Genomic DNA, 25,265 nt, shown 5'->3' with positions numbered 1-25,265 from the left:
AGGAGTTCGATGTCTTCCCTATCTGCGGCGGAGATCGCCGTCACCGGCACTGACCAAGGAATCGTCATCGGCGTGGCGGTCGTCGCGCTGGTCGCCTTGGTCATTGCCTTCATCCTGCGCGCCGGCGTGCTCGCGGCGGGCCAGGGCACCCCGAGGATGCAGGAGATCTCTGCGGCGGTGCAGGAGGGTGCGGCGGCCTACCTGGCGCGTCAGTTCCGCACCCTCGGCATCTTCGTCGTCATCGTCTTCGTCCTGCTCTTCGCGCTCCCCGCAACGACGACCAGCGAGCGCATCGGCCGGTCCATCTTCTTCCTCCTCGGCGCCGCCTTCTCGGCGTCGATCGGCTACTTCGGCATGTGGCTCGCGACCCGCGCCAACGTGCGCGTCGCAGCTGCGGCCAACGGCGACGGCGGCCGGGAGAAGGCCATGCAGGTCGCCTTCCGCACCGGTGGTGCGGTCGGCATGGCGACGACGGGCCTCGGCCTGCTCGGCGCCTCCGTCGTCGTCCTCGTCTACGCAGGCGACGCGCCCAAGGTCCTCGAGGGCTTCGGCTTCGGCGCCGCGATGCTCGCGATGTTCATGCGTGTCGGTGGTGGCATCTTCACCAAGGCGGCCGACGTCGGTGCCGACCTCGTCGGCAAGGTCGAGCAGGGCATCCCCGAGGACGACCCGCGCAACGCCGCGACGATCGCGGACAACGTGGGTGACAACGTCGGTGACTGTGCCGGCATGGCGGCCGACCTCTTCGAGTCCTACGCCGTGACGCTCGTCGCCGCGCTCATCCTCGGCAGCTCGGCGTTCGGCACGAAGGGCCTGATCTTCCCGCTCATCGTCCCGGCCATCGGCGTGCTGACGGCCATCATCGGTGTCTACATCACCAAGGCCCGCGCCAACGAGCCCGGCCTCGTGACGATCAACCGGTCCTTCTACATCTCGGCGCTCATCTCGGCCGTGCTCTCCGGGATCGCCGCGTTCACCTACCTCCCGACCTCGTTCGCGGACCTCGGTGTCGAGTCGGTCGCCGCCGAGCAGGGCAACCCAGCCCTCATCGCGACCGTCGCCGTCCTCATCGGCATCGTCCTCGCGGCGATCATCCTCTGGCTCACCGGCTACTTCACCGGCACCGAGACCGAGCCGACGCAGCACGTCGCCCGGTCCTCGCTGACCGGCGCCGCCACCGTCATTCTCGGTGGCATCTCGGTGGGCTTCGAGTCCGCGGTCTACACCGCGATCGTCATCGCCGCTGCGGTCTACGGCGCGTTCCTGCTCTCCGGTTCGATCCTCGTCGCGCTCTTCGCGGTGGCGCTCGCCGGCTGCGGTCTGCTCACCACCGTCGGTGTCATCGTCGCGATGGACACCTTCGGCCCGGTCTCCGACAACGCGCAGGGCGTCGCCGAGATGAGCGGCGAGGTCTCCGAGGAGGGGGCGCAGATCCTCACCGAGCTCGACGCCGTCGGCAACACGACCAAGGCGATCACCAAGGGCATCGCCATCGCGACGGCCGTCCTCGCGGCCACCGCGCTCTTCGGGTCCTACTCCGACGCCATCGGCCAGGCGCTGACGGAGGCCGGCGAGGCAGTCACCGGCTTCTTCGTCGCCAACGTGGTCTCGCCCGACACCCTGGTCGGCGTCATCATCGGCGCTGCCGTGGTCTTCCTCTTCTCCGGGCTGGCCGTCAATGCCGTGGCGCGGGCGGCCGGTGCCGTCGTCATGGAGGTGCGTCGCCAGTTCCGCGACATCCCCGGAATCATGGAGGGCACCGGCAAGCCGGAGTACGGCAAGGTCGTCGACATCGTCACCCGGGACTCCCTGCGGGAGCTCGCGACGCCGGGCCTGCTCGCCGTCTTCGCGCCGATCGCCGTCGGCTTCGGCCTCGGTGTCGGCCCGCTCGCCGGCTACCTCGCTGGCGCGATCGGGGCCGGCACCCTCATGGCGGTCTTCCTCGCCAACTCGGGTGGCGCCTGGGACAACGCCAAGAAGATCGTCGAGGACGGCAACTTCGGCGGCAAGGGCTCACCGGCCCACGAGGCCACCGTCATCGGCGACACCGTCGGCGACCCGTTCAAGGACACGGCCGGCCCGGCGATCAACCCGCTGCTCAAGGTGATGAACCTCGTGTCGCTGCTCATCGCCCCGGCGGTCGTCGCGCTCTCCGTGGGCGACTCGGCCAACGACCTGGTGCGCTACGCGATAGCCGCCGTCGCCGTCATCATCATCGTCGCGGCCGTGGTCGTCTCCAAGCGGCGCGAGTCCTCGCTGCACGCGGAGCCCGTCCCAGCGGAGAAGCAGTCGGTCTGACCGGCGTCACACGCGACAGGCCGCCCACTCGTTCGGGAGGGGGCGGCCTTTTCGCACCACCGGACCAGCGGGCTCAGTGTCCGGCGCGAGGCTCCCACCGGCGGGTGTTGAGGCCCTCGTCGGCGGCACGTTGGATGGCTTCCCGGACCACGCGCTCCGCCGTGGCGCGGTCGCTCCAGTCGGCGGCCGCGACGTGCTTGCCCGCCTCGAGGTCCTTGTACCGCTCGAAGAAGTGCTTGATCTCGTCGAGCTTGTGCGGCTGCACGTCCCGCACGTCCCGCATGTCGTCCATTCGGGGGTCGACCGGCACGCAGAGGACCTTGTCGTCACCGCCGGCCTCGTCCTCCATGTGGAACACGCCGATCGGGCGGGCGTGGATGAGCACCCCCGGGAACGTCGGCTCGGGCAGGAGGACGATGGCGTCGAGCGGGTCGCCGTCCTCGCCCAGGCTGTCCTCGATGTAGCCGTAGTCGCCCGGGTAGGCCATCGACGTGTAGAGGAACCGGTCGAGCCGGATCCGCCCCGTCTCGTGGTCGACCTCGTACTTGTTGCGGGATCCCTTCGGGATCTCGATGGTGACGTCGAAGTCCACGTCGTTGTCCCTTCGCTGGCGGGCCCGTGCTGGTCGACGGGCCATTTCCTGACAGAATTCCGGGAGACAGTGTCGCGTAGGTGGCACCCATCCCGAAACCGAGCCATCCTGCGGACACGAAAGGGGCAACGTCGTGAGGCGGTTGACCGCGGCGCTGACCGCCTCTGCCGTGCTCGTCGTGGGCTACGCCGGACTCGACGCGGCCGACTTCGCGCCCGGACTGCTGACGACCCGGCCGCTGCCGCCACCTCCGCCGACCGAGACCCCGGGCACGCGCACGCTGCCCGTCGTCCCACAGCCGTCACCGTCGACCTCGTTCCGTATGCCGCTGGGCTCGCTCGCCGCGGAGGGTGCGGCTCCCAGCGCGGCCGGGGTGCGCAGGGCACTCGCCCAGGTTCTCGACCTGCCCGCCCTGTCGGACGCGGCCCTCGTCGTGCGTGACGGGCAGTCGGGAGAAGTGCTCTTCGACCGGGGCGGCACGGAGCGCCGCATCCCCGCGTCGACGACCAAGCTGCTCGCCGCGGCAGCGGTGGGGCACGTGTTCGCCCCGGACGAGACGCTGAAGACACAGGTGCGCCAAGGCTCGACCTCGAACGAGATCGTCCTCGTCCCGGGGGGCGACACGCTCATCGCCCCTGGTGCCGGAGACCGCGACGCCGTCGCTGGCCGGGCCGGGCTGGCCGACCTCGCGAACCAGGTCGTCAAGGCCCTCGAGGACTCGGGGATCGACGAGGTGACCCTGTCGCTCGACCCCTCTTACGCCCCTGGCCCGACTCGTGCCCCGACGTGGGGTGCTGACTTCCACCGCCTCGGGATCGTCGGCGCTGTGACGATGCTCGGCCTCAGCACCGAGCGGGCGCGCGAGAACCACCCTGCGCCGAACGACCCGGTCACCTCGGCTCTCGACGCCTTCGCGGCGCTCCTCGAGAAGCGCGGCATCTCGGTGGCGTCGAGGGTCGACCCCGCCGGTGCCACGACCCGCACCGGCACGCCGGCCCCATCGCAGCGGGTGCTCGGCTCGGTCGAGTCGGCTCCGGTCCGCGACCAGCTCGCCCTCGCGCTCACCGACTCGGACAACACGCTCACGGAGGTGCTCGCCCGCCAAGCCGCCTTCCGCGACGGGTCGGCCACCGGCTTCGACGACGTCGGCGCCTGGGTGGTGCGTCAGGTCGCGGAGCTGGGGACAGACACCCAAGGCGTGGCCCTGTCCGACGCGAGCGGGCTGTCGCGCGAGAACCGCGTCACCGCCGACCTGCTGACCGACGTCCTCGTCCTCGGCTACGACGGCCGGCACCCCGTGCTGCGAACGGCGCTGGAGGGCATGCCCATCGCCGGCCTGACCGGCACCCTGGGCGACCGGTTCGCCACCGACAGCACTGCGGACGCCGCTGGGCGGGCCCGCGCGAAGACCGGCACCCTGACCGGCGCGAACTCCCTCGCCGGTTCCGTGGTCGACGACGACGGCCGCCTGCTCGTCTACGCGGGCCTGGTCGCGGGTGCTCCGACGCTCGAGGCCCGCGCAGCCCTGGACCGCTTCGTCGCCGCCATCGCCGCCTGCGGCTGCCGCTAGGCCGTCGGTTCCGTTCGAGATGTCCGGTTCGAGGTACCCAGCGACGACCCGGAGTCGACCGATACCTCGACCCGCACGGGCACACTGGTCGGGAACGTTCCGGACCGAGACCGCGTTGGGGGAGGCAGTGGCCCCATCATCGCCGAAAGGGCAGGCATGACCGACTCCGCGCACGATTTCGGGCACGACTCCGCGCACGACCCCGATGCCGCACCGGGCGGGCCGAACACCCCGCAATCTCGTGAACTCAGCGTGCGGCCGGGGGCGAGCTCAGCGGCATACATCGACTACGAGTTCGCCAAGTGGACGGGGCGCACCGTCGTCAAGGCGGGACCGCAGGTCACGAGCGACGAGGCCGCCGAGATCGTCGCGGACCTGCGCGACGCGGCGGCCGAGGCCGAGGAACCAGTCGCCGAGACGAGTCGCCTGCGGGCGCCAGAGGGGGCGCCGCCACCGCTCGTCGTCGACCGCGCGAGCTGGATCAGCGCCAACGTCGACTCCTTCAAGGCCATGATCGACCCGGTCATCGACAAGCTCGTCGCCAAGCGCAAGGTGCCGGAGAGCCCGACCGCCCTGGCGATCGGTGGCAAGGTCACCGGCGCGGAGATGGGCGGCCTGCTCGCCTACCTCTCGAGCAAGATCCTCGGCCAGTACGACCTCGCGCCGGGGGGCACACCGCAGCTGCTCCTCGTGGCGCCCAACGTCGTCGAGGTCGAGCGCAAGCTCGAGGTGAGGCCCAGGGACTTCCGGCGTTGGGTCGCCATGCACGAGGAGACGCACCGGGTCCAGTTCACCGCCGTGCCGTGGCTGCGCGAGCACCTCATCGCCCGGTCCCAGTCACTCGCCGTGGACCTCGCTCCCACGCCGGAGGAGATCGGCAAGCGCCTCGAGCAGCTGGCCCGGAACCTGCCGGAGGTCATGTCGTCCGGCGAGGGGCTCGGGCAGCTCTTTGCGACCCCGGAGCAGAAGGCCCGGATCGCCGAGCTCACCGCCGTCATGTCCCTCCTCGAGGGTCACGCCGATGTCGTCATGGACGACGTGGGCCCGAGCATCATCCCCACGGTCGACGAGATCCGCCGCAAGTTCAACGCGCGACGCAGCAACGCGGTCGGTGCCGACCGGCTGCTGCGCAAGCTGCTCGGCATCGAGGCGAAGATGCGGCAGTACCGGGACGGCGCCGTCTTCGTCCGCGCCGTCACCGACGAGCTCGGCCGGGACGGCTTCAACGCGGTGTGGTCGTCGCCCGATACCCTGCCCAGGCCCACCGAGATCCTCGATCCCAGCGCCTGGGTGCGCCGGGTCCACGGCTGACAGGAGCACCTCCACCATGACCGGACCCGACCCAGCGGTCGCAGCGACCCGCCTCGCCGTGCGTGAGCAGCTCGCCGACGTTCCCAAGGGCGGTCTGGTCCTCGTGGCCTGCTCCGGTGGCCCCGACTCGCTCGCGCTCGCGGCGGCTCTCGCGTTCGAGGCGCCACGCGCGGGCCTGCGGGCAGGGGCCGTCGTCGTGGACCACGGGCTTCAGGAGGGTTCCTCAGACGTGGCCGAGGCGGCCGGCCGGATCTGCGGCGGCCTCGCCCTGGACCCGGTGGAGGTCGCGCCGGCGACCATCCGGCTCACCGGCTCAGGCCTCGAGGCCGACGCGCGCACGGCGCGCTTCAAGGCGATCGAGGCCGTGGCCGACCGGCACGGCGCCCGCCTCGTCCTCCTCGGTCACACCCGCGACGACCAGGCGGAGCAGGTGCTGCTCGGCCTGTCGCGCGGGTCCGGCGCCAGGTCCCTGAGCGGCATGCCGGTGCGGCGGGGGCGCTTGGTCCGACCGCTGCTCGCCGTGCCCCGCGCGACGACCCTCGCGGCCTGCCAGGCGCTCGGTCTCGAGCCCTGGCACGACCCCCACAACGCCGATCCATCGTTCCGCCGGGTCCGCGCGCGCCGGCTCCTGGAAGCGCTGGAGGGTGACCTGGGACCGGGCTTTGCCGCGGCGCTGGCCCGCTCCGCCGACCTGCTGCGCGAGGACGCGGACCACCTCGAGAGCCTCGCGGTCCGGGCCCGGGCCGACCTGCCCTCCGCGCCCGGCGACCCCGGAGTGGATCTCGAGGCGCTCGCTGCGCTCCCGCGTGCGATCCGCACCCGGGTGTGGCGCATCCTCGCCGCCGAGGCCGGGGCCCCGATCGCGGACGTCAGCGCCGCACACGTGGAGTCCCTCGATGCCTTGCTCACCTCCTGGCACGGTCAGGGCCCGTTGCACGTGCCCGGAGGGATCGCCGTCGCCCGCACCGGGGCCAGCATCCGCTTCAGCCCGATCCGCGAGACCGCCGACACGCACTGACCGGCTGCACGCGGTGGGGTTGAATGGTGCCCGAACCGCCACCGTCATCACGCACCAAGGAGCCGTCGTGGACCACGAGCACATGCGAGACGACCTGGCCAAGGTCCTGTTCACCGAGGAGCAGATCCAGGGCCGTCTCGCGGAGCTCGCCGTCGACATCTGGAAGGACTACGAGGGCAAGGACCTGCTCCTCGTCGGGGTCCTCAAGGGTGCCGTCGTCGTGATGGCCGACCTCATGCGCGCCCTGCCCGGCACGGCGCCGATGGACTGGATGGCGGTGTCGTCCTACGGCTCGGGCACCAAGAGCTCCGGTGTCGTGCGGATCCTCAAGGACCTCGACGTCGACATCACCGGCAAGGACGTCCTCATCGTCGAGGACATCATCGACTCCGGCCTGACGCTGTCCTGGATCAAGGCGAACCTCGAGTCGCGCAAGCCGGCCTCGGTGGAGATCTGCACGCTGCTGCGCAAGCCGGACGTCGTCAAGGTCGACATCCCGGTCAAGTACGTCGGTTTCGACATCCCCAACGAGTTCGTCGTCGGCTACGGCCTCGACTACGCGGAGAAGTACCGCAACCTGCGCTGCGTGGGCACCCTCGCTCCGCACGTGTACGCCTGACGGCGTCATCCGGCCGTATGCCGCTCCGCCGGCTCCCCGGGTCACGCGGCAGGATGTGCCCATGACCTTCTCCATCGTCGCCCGCGAGGGCGAGGCGTACGGCGTGGCGGTCGCGAGCAAGTTCCTGGCCGTCGGCGCGGTCGTCCCGGGAGCGCGGGTGGGCGTCGGCGCGGTCGCCACGCAGTCGTGGGCTCGCGTGGCCTACGTGCCCGAGCTGCTCAGCCGGCTCGAGGCGGGGGAGTCGGCCGACTCCGCGCTGTCCTCCGCCACTGCCCCCGACCAGGGGAGCGCGACTCGTCAGCTCGGGGTCGTCGGGCGCGAGTCCGCGGCGACGTTCACGGGCGAGGAGTGCCTGCCGTGGTGCGGCGGCGTGGCCCGGGTCGATGACGACGGTGCGTCGGCCTATGCGATCCAGGGCAACATCCTCGTCGGCCGCGAGGTCGTCGAGGCGATGGAGCGGGCATGGCTGGGCTCCGAGGGCGCAACGTTTCCCCAGCGGCTGCTCGCGGCGCTGCGGGCCGGCGATGCCGCGGGTGGGGACTCGCGCGGGCGCCAGAGCGCTGCGGTGTACGCGGTCGAGCCGGGCGCCGGCTACGACCGCAGCGGAGTCGCGGCGGACCTGCGGGTCGACGACCACGCCGTCCCGGTCACGGAGCTGGGCCGGCTGCTGGATGAGTGGGAGCTGTACTTCGGACGACCCGAGGGTGTCCAGCCGCTCGAGGGTGCACTCGCCACCGAGGTGGCTGAGCGGCTCGGTCGGCTCGGGCACCCAGTCGACGCCGGCGGCACGGGAGCAGGCGTCGAGGCGGCCCTCGTGGCGTGGGCGGGCGAGGTCAACTACGAGTCGCGCCTCGCCCCCGGGGGCATCGACCGTCGCGTCCTCGAGGCGCTCCGGACCGCCAGCGACGACCTCACCCCCTGACCTCCGCGCCTCACCCATCGAGCCCGCCCCCTCCGCCACACACCCGCTTGTCGTGTGCCGCCCCCTGCGGCAGGACGCCCCGGCAGTCGACATGCGGCTGTGTTGCGAGGGTCAGCGGCGGACCTCGAGCACGTAGGTGCGGCGGTCCAACGGATCGGGCCCGGTCCGGCTCCGGAACGGCGGCTCGTCACCGGTCACCGGGGCGTAGCCCTCGAACTCGCACGCCAGGTCACCCTCGCCGCCAGTGAGATCCGGCACGCGCTGCTGCAGCTCGTGCACGTGGGCGGCCGGCACCAAGCCGCCCAGGTGAGCCGCGGCACCGTGCACCTGGGTGGTACGGGTCACGGCGCGCAGGTGTGCCAGCAGCCTCAGCGCCGGCCCGAGAGCCGCCGCAGGCAGGTCGAGGTCGAACCGGTGCATCGGCTCCTCGACCACGGTCCCCGCCTGCCGAAGCGCCGCCATGAGCACGAGTGGGGTGAGCCCCCGGAAGTCAGCGGCCGTGCTCGACATCGCCTTGCTGAACCGCTGGTGCGCATGACCCTGGCGTGCGTAGTACCCGGACGCCGTCATCACCACCGCGCAGTCGAGGACCGGCCAGCCCCGCAGCCCCTGCGCCAGCGTCTCGTGCACGGTCTCCTCCACCGCCCGGAAGAACGCCGGCGGCATCGACCCGAGCTCCACGTCCAGCCCGAACGTCACGCCCGCCCCGGGCGCACCGGCGGCCACCCGCAGCCCGACCGTCGCGAGGTACGGGTTCGGCGCCACGGAGATCACCTCGAGCGCGGCACCGACCCCGACAACCCGCTCGACGCACATCACCGTGGTGTCCCGGAAGCGCACCGGGACCCCGTGCTCTGTCGCGAGAGTGGCGGCGATGACCTCCTTCTGCACCTCGCCGTAGAGCGACACGTGGGTCTCACCACGCGCGTCGTCGTGCCGCAGGTTGATGAGAGGGTCGGTCTCGGCGAGCCGGGTCAGCGCCGTGTACATCGGCCCCCGGTCGGCCTCCCGAACCGGCTCGACAACCGTCTCGAGCGTCGGCGGCGAGAACTGCGGCTCACTGCGCTCCACCGCCCCGTCGCCGATCGGGTCGCCCACCCGGGCCGACTCCAGCCCGACGACCTCGGCCAGCCGCCCCGCTGCCACGGATGTCGACCGCACGAGGGTGCCCCGGTCGTGCACACGGATGGCGGTGACCCGGTCCGCGACGTCGCCGAACCGCACCTTGTCACGCACACCCAGCCGCCCCCGCGTGAGTCGCACGAGCGCGAGCTTCTCGCCGGAGGGCCCACGCTCGACCTTGAAGACGCTCCCGGCCAGCGGTCCCTCGACGTCCGGCCGCCGCACCGGCAGGTACGTCGTGATCGCACGCGCGACCTCGTCGAGCCCGGCTCCCGTGACAGCCGAGCCGTGCACGAGCGGGTGCACGAGTCCGGCCCGCGCCTGCTGCGCCACGGCCCTCTCGAGCCGTCGGGTCGACACGCCGTCGGCGTTGTCCAGCCAGTCGCGGAGCAGTGCGTCGTCGTGCTCGGAGAGCAGGTCGGCGAGGCGCGCGCGGTGCCGCTCGTCGTCCTTCCCGAACGGGACGTATGCCGCTGTGCTCGTCCCAGCGCCCGTGACGGTCCCCAGTGGGATGGCCTTGTCGGTGAGGCGCTCGCGGATGTCTGCGAGCAGGCTCTTCTCACGCGCCCCGGACCGGTCGATCTTGTTGATGTAGAGCAGGGTCGGGATGCCCAGCCGGGTCAGGACGCGCATGAGGACCCGAGTCTGCGCCTGGACGCCCTCGACGGCGGAGACGACGAGCACCGCGCCGTCGAGCACGGCGAGCGAGCGCTCGACCTCTGCGATGAAGTCCGAGTGCCCCGGCGTGTCGACGAGGTTGACCGTGACGGGACGGTCGGGCGAACCGAGCTCGAAGGAGACCACCGAGGCACGGATGGTGATCCCGCGCTGCCGTTCGAGGTCGAGGGTGTCGGTCTGGGTGCTGCCGTCATCGACGGTGCCGAGCTCGTCGATGACCCCGGCGGCGTGGAGGAGCCGCTCGGTCAGGCTCGTCTTGCCGGCGTCAACATGCGCGACGATGCCCAGGTTGAGGCACGGGGTGAGGCTGCGTGGTGCGAGTTCCACTGTCCTTCATGTCCTTTGCATGGCTGGCGATGACCTGCTGCTGGGGTGACATGAAGGAGCGGCGCATGTGCCTTCCTCTCACTCGGCTGGACTGGACCGCACCAGTGCAGCAACGCATCCGCTGCCGCCGCAACCGGTTATCCGGTGTCCGGCCGTGTCGGGCACTGGTTGGATCGGGGGCATGAGCCACGAGATCGTCTCCCCGCGTCGCTGCAGTCCGGGGGACAGGGTCGCCGTGCTGTCCCCGTCGTGGGCGGCTCCGGCGCTCTTTCCCGCGATCCACGAGCAGGCGCTACGCCGGATTCGCGACGATCTCGGGCTGGAGCCGGTCGAGTACCCGACGACGCGACGGCTCGCCTCGCCCGAGGAGCGCGCTGCCGACATCATGGCGGCCTTTGCCGAACCGGACATCCGGGCCGTGCTCGCGACCATCGGCGGTGACGACCAGATCACCGTGCTGCGGCACCTCGACCCCGAGGTCGTGCGAGCGGACCCGAAGCTCTTCCTCGGCTACAGCGACAACACCAACCTGCTCAACTGGCTCTGGTTCCATGGGGTCGAGGGCGTCCACGGCGGCAACACGCAGGTGAACCTGGGGCCCGGACCCGCTCCCGACGCCCAGCACCTCACGTCCCTGCGGAGCGCCCTTTTCGGCGGCGATGTGCAACTCGGCCCAGTGACCCGCACCCGAGACATGGGCCTGCCCTGGGACGACCCCAGGGCCCTCAGCGACCCGCCGCCGGACCTGCTCGCCGAGGCGTGGACGTGGGCGGGCCCCGAGCGCCTGGTCACCGGAAGGACATGGGGCGGCTGCTTCGAGATCGTGCGCTGGACGCTCGAGGTGGACCGCTTCGTCCGGCCGGCAGGGGACTACGCAGGCTGCGTGCTGATGCTCGAGCCGACCGAGGAGATGCCCTCACCGGAGGAGGTCTTCCGCGGGCTGCGTAACCTGGGGGAGCGCGGCATCCTCGAGGCGGCGTCCGCCCTCCTCTGGGGCCGGCCGTTCGCGTCCGGCCCCGGGCATCCGCGCACCGAGGCCGAGGCGAGCGCCTTCCGGGCCGAGCACCGCGATCAGGTGCTGCGCGTCGTCGAGTCCTACCACCCCGACCTCGTCGTCGCCCTCGATGTGGACTTCGGCCACACGTCGCCGCAGTGGCTGCTGCCCTACGGCGGACGCGTGACCGTCGACGGCACCAGGCGGACCATCACGGCCCACTTCGCCTGAGCAGACGCCCCAATCGAGTGAACAACTTCTGCGCCCCAAAGATGTGCTTTCGATCGGACGGTGACTGAAGCCCCCCCGAAAGCTGCTCCTTCGACCAGGTGGACCCCTGGGTATGGGCTGGTTGGGCGTCCCGACCGGTAATGCGGAACACTGGTAGGTGGCCGGACGTTGTTCCGGTGCACACGATCGTGCACTCATCCCTTGACGAGCAGGAGGACCGGGGCGTCGACCCCGCACATACATGGACGGAAAGCGGCTACTGCGCACTCCCTTGGTGTGGATCCTGGTCCTCATCAGCGCACTCGTCTTCGGGATGATGTTCTCCGACGCGGGTGCTCCCCGCATCGACACCTCCGAGGCGATGAAGCAGATCACCTCAGGCAACGTCGAGTCGGCCAAGCTGACCAACAACGAGCGCATGGAGCTGACGCTCAAGCAGCCGTACACCTCGGCCGACGGGACGGTCAAGGATGCGAAGACGGTCTTCGCCTACTACGTCGAGGCCCGCGGCGAGGAGGTCGTGGACGCGCTGAACACCGCGGCCCCGGCGAAGGGCGTCGACGACTTCATCGAGGAGCCGAGCTTCCTCGGACAGCTGCTCGTCTCCATCCTGCCGATCATCATCATCCTCGCCCTCTTCTGGTTCCTCATGGGGCAGATGCAGGGCGGCGGCAACCGCGTCATGCAGTTCGGCAAGTCGCGCGCCAAGCTCGCCACCAAGGACATGCCCAAGGTGACCTTCTCCGACGTCGCCGGCGTCGACGAGGCGATCGAGGAGCTGCAGGAGATCAAGGAGTTCCTCCAGGAGCCGGCGAAGTTCCTCGCCGTCGGGGCAAAGATCCCCAAGGGCGTCCTCCTCTACGGCCCGCCCGGCACCGGCAAGACGCTCCTCGCTCGTGCCGTAGCCGGCGAGGCCGGCGTCCCGTTCTACTCGATCTCCGGCTCGGACTTCGTCGAGATGTTCGTCGGTGTGGGCGCGAGCCGGGTCCGTGACCTCTTCGAGCAGGCCAAGGCCAACGCGCCCGCCATCGTCTTCGTCGACGAGATCGACGCCGTCGGGCGCCATCGTGGTGCCGGCCTCGGCGGGGGCCACGACGAGCGCGAGCAGACCCTCAACCAGCTGCTCGTCGAGATGGACGGCTTCGACGTCAAGACCAACGTCATCCTCATCGCGGCGACGAACCGTCCGGACATCCTCGACCCGGCCCTGCTGCGCCCGGGCCGGTTCGACCGGCAGATCGCCGTCGAGGCGCCGGACATGCTCGGTCGGCACCGGATCCTCGAGGTGCACGCGCAGGGCAAGCCGATGGCCCACGACGTCGACCTGCTCGCGGTGGCCCGGCGCACGCCGGGCTTCACCGGTGCCGACCTCGCGAACGTCCTCAACGAGGCGGCCCTGCTGACCGCGCGGAGCGACCAGAAGATCATCGACAACAAGGCGCTCGACGAGGCCATCGACCGGGTCATCGCCGGGCCGCAGAAGCGGACCCGGATCATGTCGGCCAAGGAGCGGAAGATCACCGCCTACCACGAGGGTGGGCACGCCCTCGTCGCGGCAGCGCTCAACCACACCGACCCGGTGACGAAGGTGACCATCCTGCCGCGAGGCCGTGCGCTCGGCTACACCATGGTCATGCCCGTCGACGACAAGTACTCCACGACGCGCAACGAGATCCTCGACCAGCTCGCCTACGCCCTCGGCGGACGGGTCGCGGAGGAGATCGTCTTCCACGAGCCGACGACCGGTGCCAGCAACGACATCGAGAAGGCCACCGGCATGGCCCGCAAGATGGTCACGGAGTTCGGCATGAGCGAGCGGATCGGTGCGATCAAGCTCGGGCAGAGCCAGGGCGAGGTCTTCCTCGGACGTGACTACGGCCACCAGCGCGACTACTCCGAGGAGATCGCCGGCATCGTCGACGAGGAGGTCCGCAGGCTCATCGAGTCGGCGCACGACGAGGCCTACCAGGCGCTCAACGAGAACCGTGACGTCCTCGACCGCCTCGTCCTCGAGCTGCTCGAGCAGGAGACGCTGAACCAGGCGGAGATCGCCAGGGTCTTCGCGGACATCGTGAAGCTCCCGGTCCGACCGACATGGCTGTCCTCGCAGACACGCCTGCCCGGCGACCGCCCACCGGTGCTCACGCCCGCGGAGCTCGCCGCCCAGCAGAACGGCCACCTCCCGCCGCCGGCGGCTCCGGACCCAAGCGTCGAGGAGAAGATCGACGAGGCCGCCTCTGTCGGTGCCCACCCGCTCGCCGAGGAGCACCCACCCGTCCAGGTCGTCGAGGTGCCGGACGACAAGCCAGTCAACCCCGACGAGAAGGCGTGATCCGTGGCGGTCGACGTGGCGAGGGCTGCGGCCGCCGTCCGGGAGCTGCTGCTGGCCATCGGTGAGGACCCCGACCGCGAGGGCCTCGTCGACACACCGCGGCGCGTCGCGCGTTCCTACGCCGAGATGTTCGCCGGCCTCGAGATGACGGCGGAGCACGTGCTCAGCAAGACCTTCGAGATCGACCACGACGAGCTGATCATCGTCCGCGACATCGAGCTGTACTCCACGTGCGAGCACCACCTCGTCCCGTTCCACGGCGTCGCCCACATCGGCTACGTCCCGAGCAAGGACGGCCGGGTGACCGGGTTGTCCAAGCTGGCTCGGCTCGTCGAGGTCTTTGCCCGGCGCCCGCAGGTCCAGGAACGCCTCACCACCCAGATCGCCGACGCCCTCGTCGAGCACCTCCACGTGCAGGGGGTGATCGTCGTGGTCCAGGCCGAACACCTGTGCATGTCGATGCGCGGCATCCGCAAGCCCGGAGCATCCACGATCACCTCGGCAGTACGCGGTCAGCTGCGTGACCCCGCCACTCGAGCGGAGGCCATGGCACTCATGCTCGAGGGCAACAAGTGACCCGTGCGGTGATGCGGTCCAAGGCCGCAGCCCTGGTCGCCGAGCGCGACCGGACCCTCGTCATGGGCGTCGTCAACGTCACGCCGGACTCGTTCTCGGACGGCGGCATGTGGTTCGAGCCAGGGGCGGCCCTCGCGCACGGACGTGACGTGCTGGCTGCCGGAGCGGACATCATCGACGTCGGTGGCGAGTCCACCCGGCCCGGTGCCGACCGCCCGTCTGTCGAGGAGGAGCTGCGCCGGGTGCTCCCAGTCGTGCATGACCTCGCGGAGCATGGCGCGATCGTGTCGATCGACACCATGCGCGCCTCCGTTGCGGCAGCCGCGCTCGACGCCGGCGCCAGCGTGGTCAACGACGTCTCCGGTGGCCTGGCCGATCCGGAGATGGTCCCGGTCGTCATCGACGCCGGCGTGCCCTACGTCGCCATGCATTGGCGGGGTCACAGCGCCGACATGCAGTCTCTCGCCGTCTACGCCGACGTCGTGGCGGACGTATGCCGTGAGCTCGCCTCCCGCCGTGACGAGCTGCTGGGTGCCGGGCTGGGTGAGGACCTCCTCGTGCTCGACCCCGGTCTCGGCTTCGCCAAGACGGCGGACCACAACTGGTCGCTCCTGGCGGCCTTGCCCGAGCTCCACGTGCTGGGACACCCGATCCTGCTCGGTGCATCGCGCAAGGCCTTCCTCGGGCGGCTCGGCAGGGGAGCGGCCGAGGCGCCACGGCCCCCCGCCGAGCGTGACCTCGAGACCACGGCGACCTCGGTCATGGCGGCCATGGCCGGCGTCTGGTGCGTCCGGGTCCATGACGTCGAGTCGACCGCCCGGGTTCTCGCGGTGGTCAGGGCTGCCCTCGACCACCACGTTGCTGACGAGGGGGGCCGGTGAGCGACCAGATCGTCCTCAAGGGCGTCTCCGCCCGAGGCTTCCACGGGGTCCTCGATGCCGAGAAGAAGGACGGCCAGCCGTTCGTCGTCGACGTGCACCTGACCCTCGACCTGTCCAGAGCCGGCCGGACCGACGACCTGGCCGCAACGGTCAACTACGCAGAGGTCGCATCGGCCGTGGTGGCCAGGATCACCGGACCGTCCTTCGACCTCATCGAGCGGCTCGCCGAGGTGATCGCCGACGACGTGCTCGGCTTCCCGCTGGTGGACGCCGTCGAGGTGGTCGTGCACAAGCCCGAGGCGCCGGTGGGCCATCCGTTCACCGACGTCGAGGTCTGCATCCGTCGCGTCAACGGGCCGCGAGCGGTCATCGCGCTCGGGTCGAATCTCGGTGATCGCGGGCGCACGCTCTCGCTCGCCGTCGACGCCCTCCGCGCCCTGCCCGGCTTCACCGTCACGTCGCTGTCGCCCATCGTCGAGACCGACCCGGTGGGTGGGCCGGAGCAGCCGCCCTACCTCAACGCCGTCGTCGTGGGCCGGACGACCCTCGATCCGGCGGAGCTGCTGGAAGCGCTGCACCGCATCGAGGACACGCACGGCCGCACGCGCGAGATCCGCTGGGGCGCACGGACGCTCGACCTCGACCTCGTCCAGTTCGGCACCCCCGGCTCGGGTCAGGAGGTCGTCAACGACGACGAGAGACTGACGCTGCCGCATCCCCGCGCCGCCGAGCGCGCGTTCGTGCTGCTGCCCTGGGCCAGGGCCGAGCCGGAGGCGCGCCTCAGGGTGGGGCCGGGAGAGAGCGACATCCAGCCGATTGGTGAACTGCTTGACCAACTCGATCGCTCGGGCGTCCGGCCCGGACCTGAATGGGGGCAACTGTGAAGCCGCACACCGGCATCCGCGGGTCGACGCTCGTCCTGACAGGCGTCGCCGTCCTCGTCCTGGCGTGGCTCGTCATGCGTTGGGTCGAGGGGAGCCGGAGCGTCCCTGATCCGGGTTGGATCGGTGCGGCGGCGATGCTCTTCCTCGGCGGTGGGATCCTCGTTGCCGGATGGCAGGTGCGCAAGTTCAGGGACGGGGTCAGCGGCGCGAGCATGACCCCTCTGCGTGCCGCCCGCACGCTCGTCCTGGGACAGGCCGCGGCCCTGACCGGGGCGGCCCTGACCGGCTGGTACACCGCGATCATCCTGGTGCTCCTGCCCGACTCCGACATCGAGTCCCAGCGCAGCCGCATCTGGCCCTTCGCCCTTCACGCCCTGGTCGCCATCGCCCTCGCCATTGCCGGCCTGGTGGTGCAGCGGTGGTGCCGGGTCAGGCCGCGCGACGAAGGTGGCGAGGAGGATCTCGACGAGCTGAACGGCTACGCCGAGGACCGGTGATGCAACGATCGCCGTCGCCACGGGGTCTCATGGGCATGGAGGACAAGACCCGCAGCCGCGGTCCACGCGCCCTCGTCCTCGCCGCGCTGGCCCCGCTGGTCCTGACCCTCGCTGCATGCGGGGAGGTCCGGGCCCCGGGGGTCGGCGGCCCGGAGACGGCCGTGGGAGCCACGACGGCGACCGACTCGATGACGGGCATCTCGCCGGGTCCGGGTCGCCAACCGGCGACCACCCTGCCTGCCGCGTCGGCTCCGCAGGCCTTCGCAGACCGGGCCAAGGTCGTGGCAGACGCCTTCCGCGCAACGGGATCGCCCGATGCCCCGGCCGGCCTGGTGCTGCTCTCGCCCTGGGCGGACGTCGCCTTCGAGACGGACGCGCAGAAGGTCGCGTGGCTCGCCGGCAAGGTCGACTTCGGGCCCGGTGTCCCGGACGACCAGGTCGGCGTGTCCCAGATGACCCTTCCCGACGGGTCCGAGCGGCCCGTCGACCTGCTCGGACCGCGCGAGAGTGTGACACGCGCTCTCCAGGGCGCTGGCGGCGACTGTTCCGGCGTGGCGGCTGATGACTGCCGCCTGACCCTGAAGAGGGCCACCCCGACGACGACTCAGGTCACGACCAATGAGGGTGAGGCGACGGTCCCGGCGTGGTCCTTCACGGTGGACGGGATGTCACGTCCGATCGTCGTCGTCGCGACGGCGCCCGGTCCCCTCGACCGGCCGGTGCCGCGGCCGCTGGCCGGTCTGCCGCCGGCCCCTGCCGGGTTCAGCTCCGCCGACTCACTCGACGCGGTCTCGGGCTCGACCATCACGGTGCGGATCGGTCACGGTGCCTGCGACCGCGACCTGACGGGTCACGCCGTCGAGTTCGACGACGTGGTGGTTGTCGGAGCGACCCACACGCCGCCCGACCCGGGCACTATGTGCACGATGGAGTACCTCCTGACCCCGAGCACCGTGCAGCTGGCTGAGCCGCTCGGTGACCGGGTCGTCCTCGACGTGGTGTCCGGCAAGACGCTGCTCCTGGGTGTCCCGCCCATGTGACGAGATGGCGATTCTCGACACGGTGCGGCGACGGCAGCGCAACACTGGTTGGCAGGCCGAGCGTCGGCCGTCCATCTGGAGGTAATGATGCGTGCAACACAGCGTGTGCTCTACGCCGCGGTGGCCGCAGGAGCCGGGTTGCTCCTCGCGGCGGGCCCATCTCTGGCGCACGAGTGCGTCAACGCGAGCAAGAAGAACCAAGCGGCGGGCGTCCAGGTCGTCATCGACGCGAACACGGGGGAGATCGTCTGGACGACGAGCGGGGTCGCGAACCGGCTTGCGCAGGGCTTGGTCGACCCGGTGAGCGGGGAAGGGTTCCACGGGCTCCTGGGCTTCGATCTCGATGGCGACGGCGCGACCGACGTGTCCACGTGGATGGTCGGACCGGACGGGGAGATCCCGCTCAACGCCCAGTTCAACGGCCCCGCGTGCAAGGGCGTGACGAACATCGAGACCTGGTTCACGGAGTGCATCGCCTGACCGGGACCCACAAGCGCCACAGGCGGGCTGGGGTGCCGGCCCGCAATGATGGTCTCGACGGGCAAGACCGTCAGGGCGTGTCGGTGGTCGGGGTGATCGGCGAGGTCTCGGCGGTGGTGCTCGTGGTCGGCGAGGTGGCCGAGCTCGTCGCGGTCCGGTTCGGCCGCGGCGGCGGGATCGTGTCGACGACGTCCTCATCCGAGCAGGCTGCGGCCGCCCAGACGCTGGCGGTGATGACCACGACGGCCGTGGCGCGGAGTGCACCGGCACGCGAGAGCGAGCCCAGCGGCATACGGGATCTCATTTGTCGACGTCGCCGACGACGAAGAACATGGAGCCGAGGATGGCCACCATGTCGGAGATCAGCTGTCCCGGCAGCATCTCGGTGAGGACTGAGACGTTGTTGAACGACGCCGATCGCAGCTTGAGCCGCCACGGGGTCTTCTCGCCCCGCGAGACGAGGAAGTAGCCGTTGAAGCCGAGCGGGTTCTCGGTGGCGGTGTAGATCTGCCCCTCGGGCACCTTGAGGACCTTGGGCAACCTGACGTTGATCGGCCCCGGCTTGAGCTGGATGAGCCGGTCGAGGCACGCCTCGGCCAGGTCGAGGCTCACACGGGTCTGCTCGAGCAGCACCTCGAGACGGGCCAGGCAGTCGCCGGCCTGCCGCGTCACGACCCGCCCGGGACCGCCCTTGGCGAAGAGCTCACCGTAGCCGAGGTACGGGGCGTCCCGGCGCAGGTCCACGTCGATCCCACTCGCCCGCGCGATGGGGCCGGACACGCCGAAGGCCAGGGCAGTCTCACGCGGCAGCAACCCGACGCCGCGGGTACGCGCCTCGAGGATCTCGTTCCCGACGATGAGGTGCTCGAGCGAGGGCAGCCGTTTGCGGACGTTGACGATGGCCTTGTCGACGCGTCCCATCCAGCCGGCAGGCAGGTCCTCCTTGAGACCGCCGACGCGGTTGAACATGTAGTGCATGCGGCCGCCCGACACCTCCTCGAGCACGGCCTGGAGCTCCTCGCGCTCGCGGAAGGCGTAGAAGACGGGGGTGATCGCGCCGAGCTCGAGGGGATAGCTGCCGAGGAACATCAGGTGGTTGAGGACCCGGTTGAGCTCGGCCAGTGCGGTGCGGGCCCAGACGGCCCGCTCGGGGACCTCCATGCCGAGCATGTGCTCGACGCCGAGGACGACGCCGAGCTCGTTGGAGAAGGCGCTGAGCCAGTCGTGCCGGTTGGCCAGGACGATGATCTGGCGGTAGTCGCGGACCTCGAAGAGCTTCTCCGCACCACGGTGCATGTAGCCGATGATCGGCTCGGCGCTGACGATCCGCTCCCCGTCGACGACGATCCGCAGCCGGAGCACGCCGTGGGTCGCCGGGTGCTGCGGCCCGATGTTGAGGACCATGTCGGCCGTCGCCAGGCCCCCGGCACCGAGACCAACGGTCAGGGCGCGCTGGCGCGGCGAGCGTGCTGACGCGGTCGTCTCCGTCATGGGTCGAGACTATGCGGTGGTGGGCCGGGGCGGTGCGGTGGGCTCGAGGGGCCTCAGTCCGGGCGGAGAACCGCGACGAGGAAGTCTGAGTCGTCTCGGAATGGTCGGAGGTCCCAGCCGGCGAGGAGCAGGTCCGGCTCGAGGCCGGAGGCCCGCGCATCGTCGAGGAAGTCGGCGAAGTCGTAGCCGCGTCCGGCGCCGAAGCCGACGACGATCCGGCCGCGTTCGGCGACGTGGCTGCGCAGGCGCTGGAGCACCTCGCGGCGGGTGGTCGGCGCCAGGAACGGCATGACGTTGCCGGCAGCGACCACCACCTCGAAGCCAGCGGCCACGCCCTGGCCCGCGAGGTCCAGCTCAGCGAGGTCGCCGACGAGCCACTGGGGTCCCGGGTGGTCCTCGATCGCGGCATCGATGAGCACAGGGTCGACGTCGACCCCGACGACGTCGTGTCCGGCACGGGCCAGTGCCCCTCCGACCCGGCCCGAGCCACAGCCTGCATCGAGGATGCGAGATCGGCGGGGCACCATCGCGTCGACGAGGCGGGCCTCTCCCTCGAGGTCCTGGCCCGCTGCCGCCATGTCGCGAAAACGCTTGACGAACCAGGTTGAGTGGGCCGGGTTCGCCTCGACGATCTGCATCCACTGGCTCTGCTCGACCACGGAAGCCACCTCCTCAGGCCGTCGGTGTCCGGCGCCGGCTCTTCAGCAGGACGAAGGCGAACAGTCCCAGGGCGATGACGGTCCCGGCGGCCGTGAGCACCACCGGCACGAACTGCGAGTCCTTGGCGCTCTCCACCGCAGGGTCCTCTGCCTGGGGCGCCGGCACCGAGGGCCCGGCCGTCGCGGTCGACCCGTCGAGCCCGGTCATGGCGAAGAAGCGGAACGAGCCGGTGATCGGGTGGCCGTCGTCGGACGTGACCCGGTAGGCCACGGTGTACTCCCCGGCTGGTGCCGCTGACGAGATGGCCTGTCGGACCTCGCGGCCCTGGATCGTCGCGAGGCCCTGCGCCACGCCACCTGTCGGTCCGGTGATGACGACCTGGAGCCCGATCTCGAGTGGCTGCTGGCTGAAGACGAGGGCGACGTCGCCGGGCAGCTGTTGCACCGTGGTGCCATCCGGCGGCGTGGTCTTCTCGAGCACGTCGTGCGCGTGCGCCGTAGCCGGCAGGGCGAGGGTGAAGCAGAGGGAGACGAGGACGAGGACGAGCCGACGCATGGCCTCAGGGTACGTCGGGGCCCTTGACGTGCTTCACGGCCCACCAGAAGTCTCCGAAACCGCCGGGACGGATCAGCTCAGCCTCGGCCGAGGCGCGCTCGAGAGCACGGAGATAGGCGATGGGGTCGTCGCTGGCCCGGGCGTGCTCCGGAGCGGTGCCGCGAACCCCGAGCTCGCGCAGAACCTCTCGCTGGCGGACGAGCTGGTCGGCGTCGAGGGAGTCCATGGCCACGTGGGCGGTGAGGTCGCAGCTGCCGTCCGGGACCGGTGTCACGAGGCTGCCGGCGCGGTAGGCCATCAGCGTTCCCGCCCCGGGCCGGGTCGGGCCGATGTGCCCGTAGTCGATGGCGACGAGCACGCCCGAGTGGACCCGGCTGACGAGGTCGGCCCAGGCCGCGTCGCGGGTCGCGCCGACCTCGACCCGCTCACCCGGTCCGGGGTCGCGCCAGTGGTGGGCGGCCCACTCGGCATCCTCGGGACCCAGGTCGCCGCCGAGCTGCTCCTCCCCGGTTGCGGGGTCGACGAGGACCTCGCGCAGCCGGCCCGTGTCATCGACCTCGGCGATCGTGCAGGGCACCACGTCGAGCCACTCGTGCGCGATGACGAGCGCATCCTGCAGACCGCCGAGTTCCTCCGGCAGCCGCGCGCCGCCCGGTGACCGGACCCACCCGATGCGCGGGTCAAGGCCCTCAGGGCGCTCGACGACCTCGACCCCAGCTGCGCGCTCGGTGGACAGCAGGTGGGCGAGCAGCTCGCCCCGCCCGGCGCCGATGTCAACCACGACCTTCGGCGGGCCCTCGTACGAGCGGTTCCACAGGCGCAGGAGCGCATCGGCGAGGACCGCTCCGGTCACCCCGTGCGTGGCCGTCGTGAAGTGCGCTGCAGGCCCACCGCGCGTGACGTAGAAACCGAGCTCAGCGGCATACAGCGCGGTGTGCCACGCCTCGCGCCAGGGAACGGGATCCACGAGGACGGACTGTAGGCGATACCGTGGCGCTGATGAGCACTCCGCACGAGCGACCCGCGCGGTTCGACGTCGGCATCGTCGGTGCGGGGCGCGTCGGCGCCGTGCTGGGCGCTGCGCTGACCCGTGCTGGGCACCATGTCACCGGCGTCTCTGCGGTGAGCGAGCTCAGCCGGGAGCGGGCCGCCACGCTCCTTCCGGGTGTGCCGGTCAAACCCATCCCCGACGTCGTCAGGGACGCCCACCTCGTCGTGCTCGCCATTCCGGACGACGTGCTCGCCGAGCTCATCGCCGGGCTCGCGACGACCGGCACCTTCACCTCCGGCCAGCTCGTCATGCACACCTCAGGGGCCGTTGGGATCTCCGTCTTCGAGTCCGCCGTCGACAGCGACCTCGTGCCGCTCGCCATCCATCCCGTCATGACCTTCACCGGGACCGACGTCGACCTCGAGCGCCTCCAGGACTGCTGCTTCGGCGTCACGACCGTGGACATGGCGCGGCCCCTTGCCGAGGCCCTCGTCATCGAGATGGGCGGTGACCCGGTCTGGGTCCCGGAGGAGGAGCGGCTGACCTACCACGCCGCCCTCGCACATGGCGCCAACCACCTCGTGACCCTCGTCAGCCAGGCGATGGAGCTGCTTCGTGGCGCGGGCATCGAGGAGCCTTCCCGGGTGCTCGAGCCGCTCCTGTCCGCGGCCCTCGCCAACACCCTCCAGCAGGGTGACGCTGCCCTCACCGGGCCCGTCGCGCGGGGAGATGCCGGTACCGTCGCCCGGCACGTGGCGGTGCTCCGTGAGATGGCCCCGGACATCCGGCCGACCTACCTGGCGCTCGCGCGCGCCACCGCGCAGCGGGCCCTGCTGAGCGGCCGCCTCAGGGCGTCCGCGGCGGACGCCCTGCTCGAACTGCTCGCCGACGAGGAGGACGACTCGTGACTGTCGCTCGCACGCGGGAGGAGCTGCGCGAGGCGCGGGCCGCCCTCGACGACGGCGACGTCGCCGTCGTCATGACGATGGGTGCCCTGCACGACGGCCACGCCACCCTCATCCGCCGGGCTCGTGAGACCCACGCCCACGTCGTCGTCACGATCTTCCTCAACCCCCTCCAGTTCGGGCCCAAGGAGGACCTGTCCAAGTATCCCCGCACGTTCGACTCCGACCTGGCCATCTGCACCGAGGCGGGGGTCGACCTCGTCTTCGCGCCGACCCCTGACGTCATCTACCCGGACGGCGACCCGGGCGTGCGCATCTCGGCCGGTCCGCTCGGCGACGTCCTCGAGGGTCAGGCCCGGCCGGGGCACTTCGACGGCATGCTCACTGTGGTCGCCAAGCTGATGCAGCTCACCCGGTGCACGTCGGCCTACTTCGGGCAGAAGGACGCCCAGCAGCTGGTGCTCATCCGCCGGATGGTGCGCGACCTCGACTTCCCGGTCCGCGTCGTCGCGGTGCCCACGGTGCGCGAGCCCGACGGCCTGGCCATGTCGAGCCGCAACACCTACCTCACCGAGTCGGACCGGGAGATCGCGTTGACGCTGTCCGCCGCACTGCGCGCGGGCGCCGCTGCCGCCGCGGAGGGGCCGTCCGCGATCCGTCGGGCCGCCCGCGCGGTCCTCGTCCGCGAGCCGCTCGTGCTCGCCGACTACCTCGTCCTCGTCCACCCGGAGACCCTCGAGGACGTTCCTGAGTGGTACCGCGGCGAGGCCCTTCTCGCGGTTGCCGCCAGGGTCGGCACGACGCGCCTCATCGACAATGCGCCGGTCCTCGTGGGCCGCGGCGGTGGAGCGCTCGAGATCTTCTCGGCCGACCGGCTCGACGGATAGGAAGGAGAGCCCGTATGCCGCTGGGCTCGCTCCCCGGCAGGTGCTGGGACCGGTCGGGGCCGCCGGCTGGGGACCGCGGCGCTGTTTTGGCGGGGCTGGGACCGGTCCGGCCTGCCAGCTGGGGACCGCGGCCCGGTATTGGCTTGGTGACCCCGCCTGCTCCCGAGCGAGCGTGCGAGCGGGAGCCAGCCCAGCGGCATACGGTAAGGGGCGTGACGCACCACGAGAGGCGGCCGCCGGGATGAGCGCCAGCGGCATCACCATCCCGCGGCGCCTCCGAGCGGCCGCACCCGGCTGGACGGCCACCGCCGACGTCATCGTGGTCGGGTCAGGCATCGCCGGTCTGACGACCGCGCTCCGCCTCAGGCGTCGCGTTGCCCGGGTCCTGCTCGTCACGAAGACCGTGCTCGACGAGGGCTCGACCGCGTGGGCCCAGGGTGGAATCGCCGCGGTGATGTCCCCCGACGACAGCCCGGAGGAGCACATCCACGACACCCTCGTGGCGGGCGTCGGGCTCTGCGACATCGAGGCGGTGCGCACCCTGGTCAACGAGGGCACCGACGCGGTCTGGGACCTCATCGCCATCGGTGCCGACTTCGACCGGGGGGAGACCGGCCAGATCTCCCTCACCCGTGAGGGTGGGCACCATCGCGACCGGATCCTGCACGCCGGGGGCGACGCCACCGGACGCGAGATCAGCCGCGCACTCATCACTGCCCTCAACCGGGTTCGGGACGATCCCGGCATCGAGATCATCGAGCACGCCCTCGTCGTCGACCTCCTGTCGAACGCCGACGGTGGCGTCTGTGGGGTCACGCTGCACGTCATCGGTGAGGGCCAGGTCGACGGGGTGGGCGCCGCGCATGCCCGGGCCGTCGTGCTCGCGACCGGCGGGCTCGGCCAGATCTACGCGTCGACCACCAACCCAGCCGTCGCGACGGGCGACGGGATGGCCGCCGCGTTGCGCGCCGGAGCCGAACTGGCCGACCTGGAGTTCGTCCAGTTCCACCCGACCGTGCTGTATCTCGGCGAAGGGTCGTCGGGCCAGCAGCCGCTCATCTCGGAGGCGGTGCGGGGCGAGGGCGCGTTCATCGTCGACGCCGATGGGGTCCGGTTCATGCAGGGACTGCACCCGCTGGCCGATCTGGCTCCGCGCGACGTCGTCTCCCGCGCGATCATCGCGCGCATGCGCGAAACCGGCACCGACCACGTGTATCTCGACTGCCGGCATCTCGGCGGGGACTTCCTCGAGCAGCGGTTCCCGTCGATCGTCGAGCGGTGCCGCGAGCTGGGCTTCGACCCGGCGACCGACCTGCTGCCGGTGGCCCCGGCCCAGCACTACGCCAGCGGAGGGGTGCGCACCGACCTGCGAGGACGCACCAGTCTCGAGGGACTCTACGCGTG

The 25,265-nt window shown here is 71.1% G+C and carries 24 protein-coding genes; 17 read left to right on the top strand and 7 right to left on the bottom strand.

The window, feature by feature from the left end; translation table 11 throughout:
- The first annotated feature begins 9 nt into the window (after positions 1-9).
- A complete protein-coding gene (locus VJN29_RS07905; protein WP_324143080.1) occupies positions 10-2,298 on the top strand; it encodes a sodium-translocating pyrophosphatase in 2,289 nt (762 codons plus the stop codon).
- 73 nt (positions 2,299-2,371) lie between these two features.
- Here VJN29_RS07905 and VJN29_RS07900 read toward each other — a convergent pair whose 3' ends face one another.
- Positions 2,372-2,890: an inorganic diphosphatase gene (locus tag VJN29_RS07900; protein ID WP_324143113.1), complete on the bottom strand. Its 519-nt coding sequence runs from the start codon at positions 2,888-2,890 to the stop codon at positions 2,372-2,374.
- A gap of 133 nt (positions 2,891-3,023) precedes the next feature.
- On the opposite strand from VJN29_RS07900, the gene dacB reads away from it, so the two are divergent.
- From dacB to VJN29_RS07875, 5 genes are all read left to right on the top strand, one after another.
- Positions 3,024-4,460: a D-alanyl-D-alanine carboxypeptidase/D-alanyl-D-alanine endopeptidase gene (dacB, locus tag VJN29_RS07895; protein WP_324143079.1), complete on the top strand. Its 1,437-nt coding sequence runs from the start codon at positions 3,024-3,026 to the stop codon at positions 4,458-4,460.
- 156 nt (positions 4,461-4,616) lie between these two features.
- Positions 4,617-5,771 carry a zinc-dependent metalloprotease gene (locus VJN29_RS07890; protein WP_324143078.1) on the top strand — a complete coding sequence of 385 codons (1,155 nt, stop codon included), beginning with the start codon at positions 4,617-4,619 and terminating at the stop codon, positions 5,769-5,771.
- A 16-nt stretch (positions 5,772-5,787) separates the two neighbouring features.
- Positions 5,788-6,789: a tRNA lysidine(34) synthetase TilS gene (gene tilS, locus VJN29_RS07885; protein WP_324143077.1), complete on the top strand. Its 1,002-nt coding sequence runs from the start codon at positions 5,788-5,790 to the stop codon at positions 6,787-6,789.
- 67 nt (positions 6,790-6,856) lie between these two features.
- Positions 6,857-7,408 carry a hypoxanthine phosphoribosyltransferase gene (hpt, locus tag VJN29_RS07880; RefSeq protein WP_324143076.1) on the top strand — a complete coding sequence of 184 codons (552 nt, stop codon included), beginning with the start codon at positions 6,857-6,859 and terminating at the stop codon, positions 7,406-7,408.
- A gap of 61 nt (positions 7,409-7,469) precedes the next feature.
- Complete coding sequence (locus VJN29_RS07875) at positions 7,470-8,330, top strand: DUF1028 domain-containing protein (protein ID WP_324143075.1); 861 nt, start codon at positions 7,470-7,472, stop codon at positions 8,328-8,330.
- Positions 8,331-8,441: 111 nt separating this feature from the next.
- On the opposite strand, the gene VJN29_RS07870 is transcribed toward VJN29_RS07875, so the two are convergent.
- Positions 8,442-10,457, bottom strand: a complete 2,016-nt coding sequence (locus VJN29_RS07870; protein WP_324143074.1) for a translation factor GTPase family protein — start codon at positions 10,455-10,457, stop codon at positions 8,442-8,444.
- A 181-nt stretch (positions 10,458-10,638) separates the two neighbouring features.
- Here VJN29_RS07870 and VJN29_RS07865 point away from each other — a divergent pair, with 181 nt between their 5' ends.
- The 8 genes from VJN29_RS07865 to VJN29_RS07830 all read left to right on the top strand — a co-directional run bounded on the left by VJN29_RS07865 (position 10,639) and on the right by VJN29_RS07830 (position 18,372).
- Complete coding sequence (locus VJN29_RS07865; protein ID WP_324143073.1) at positions 10,639-11,682, top strand: S66 peptidase family protein; 1,044 nt, start codon at positions 10,639-10,641, stop codon at positions 11,680-11,682.
- A 241-nt stretch (positions 11,683-11,923) separates the two neighbouring features.
- A complete protein-coding gene (ftsH, locus tag VJN29_RS07860) occupies positions 11,924-14,014 on the top strand; it encodes an ATP-dependent zinc metalloprotease FtsH (RefSeq protein WP_324143072.1) in 2,091 nt (696 codons plus the stop codon).
- 3 nt (positions 14,015-14,017) lie between these two features.
- Positions 14,018-14,590: a GTP cyclohydrolase I FolE gene (gene folE / locus VJN29_RS07855; protein ID WP_324143071.1), complete on the top strand. Its 573-nt coding sequence runs from the start codon at positions 14,018-14,020 to the stop codon at positions 14,588-14,590.
- An 11-nt stretch (positions 14,591-14,601) separates the two neighbouring features.
- Positions 14,602-15,471 (top strand): dihydropteroate synthase, encoded by an 870-nt coding sequence (folP, locus tag VJN29_RS07850; protein WP_324143112.1) that lies wholly within the window; start codon positions 14,602-14,604, stop codon positions 15,469-15,471.
- The gene (gene folK / locus VJN29_RS07845; RefSeq protein WP_324143070.1) at positions 15,468-16,355 is read left to right on the top strand and encodes a 2-amino-4-hydroxy-6-hydroxymethyldihydropteridine diphosphokinase; all 888 of its coding nucleotides are present in this window, start codon (positions 15,468-15,470) and stop codon (positions 16,353-16,355) included. Before folP ends, folK begins: the two co-directional genes overlap by 4 nt.
- A complete protein-coding gene (locus VJN29_RS07840) occupies positions 16,352-16,852 on the top strand; it encodes a DUF3180 domain-containing protein (protein WP_324143069.1) in 501 nt (166 codons plus the stop codon). Before folK ends, VJN29_RS07840 begins: the two co-directional genes overlap by 4 nt.
- Positions 16,852-17,892 carry a hypothetical protein gene (locus VJN29_RS07835; protein WP_324143068.1) on the top strand — a complete coding sequence of 347 codons (1,041 nt, stop codon included), beginning with the start codon at positions 16,852-16,854 and terminating at the stop codon, positions 17,890-17,892. Before VJN29_RS07840 ends, VJN29_RS07835 begins: the two co-directional genes overlap by 1 nt.
- Before the next feature lie 87 nt (positions 17,893-17,979).
- Complete coding sequence (locus VJN29_RS07830; protein WP_324143067.1) at positions 17,980-18,372, top strand: hypothetical protein; 393 nt, start codon at positions 17,980-17,982, stop codon at positions 18,370-18,372.
- A 70-nt stretch (positions 18,373-18,442) separates the two neighbouring features.
- Here VJN29_RS07830 and VJN29_RS07825 read toward each other — a convergent pair whose 3' ends face one another.
- Genes VJN29_RS07825 through VJN29_RS07805 form a run of 5 tightly spaced genes read right to left on the bottom strand, consistent with a single transcriptional unit; the run spans position 18,443 to position 22,045 of the window.
- A complete protein-coding gene (locus tag VJN29_RS07825; protein WP_324143066.1) occupies positions 18,443-18,664 on the bottom strand; it encodes a hypothetical protein in 222 nt (73 codons plus the stop codon).
- Between the two features lie 8 nt (positions 18,665-18,672).
- A complete protein-coding gene (locus tag VJN29_RS07820; RefSeq protein ID WP_324143065.1) occupies positions 18,673-19,863 on the bottom strand; it encodes an NADH-quinone oxidoreductase subunit D in 1,191 nt (396 codons plus the stop codon).
- A 53-nt stretch (positions 19,864-19,916) separates the two neighbouring features.
- Entirely contained in the window at positions 19,917-20,522 is a 606-nt protein-coding gene (locus VJN29_RS07815; RefSeq protein WP_324143064.1) for a class I SAM-dependent methyltransferase, read from the bottom strand.
- A gap of 13 nt (positions 20,523-20,535) precedes the next feature.
- Complete coding sequence (locus VJN29_RS07810) at positions 20,536-21,078, bottom strand: copper resistance CopC family protein (protein ID WP_324143063.1); 543 nt, start codon at positions 21,076-21,078, stop codon at positions 20,536-20,538.
- A gap of 4 nt (positions 21,079-21,082) precedes the next feature.
- Positions 21,083-22,045, bottom strand: coding sequence for an SAM-dependent methyltransferase (locus VJN29_RS07805; protein ID WP_324143062.1), 963 nt, complete (start codon positions 22,043-22,045; stop codon positions 21,083-21,085).
- Positions 22,046-22,077: 32 nt separating this feature from the next.
- Between VJN29_RS07805 and VJN29_RS07800 the strand changes: the two genes are divergently transcribed.
- The 3 genes from VJN29_RS07800 to VJN29_RS07790 form a co-directional block, all read left to right on the top strand.
- The gene (locus VJN29_RS07800; protein WP_324143061.1) at positions 22,078-22,977 is read left to right on the top strand and encodes a Rossmann-like and DUF2520 domain-containing protein; all 900 of its coding nucleotides are present in this window, start codon (positions 22,078-22,080) and stop codon (positions 22,975-22,977) included.
- Positions 22,974-23,861, top strand: coding sequence for a pantoate--beta-alanine ligase (panC, locus tag VJN29_RS07795; protein WP_324143060.1), 888 nt, complete (start codon positions 22,974-22,976; stop codon positions 23,859-23,861). Before VJN29_RS07800 ends, panC begins: the two co-directional genes overlap by 4 nt.
- A 241-nt stretch (positions 23,862-24,102) precedes the next feature.
- The coding region (locus tag VJN29_RS07790; RefSeq protein ID WP_324143059.1) for an FAD-dependent oxidoreductase at positions 24,103-25,265 on the top strand (1,163 nt) is incomplete at its 3' end.

The organism is Intrasporangium sp. (genome assembly GCF_035280925.1).
In the GTDB taxonomy this organism is placed as follows: domain Bacteria; phylum Actinomycetota; class Actinomycetes; order Actinomycetales; family Dermatophilaceae; genus Intrasporangium.
Note: the sequence above shows the minus strand (reverse complement) of the source record. Positions and strands in the feature narration are given on the sequence as shown.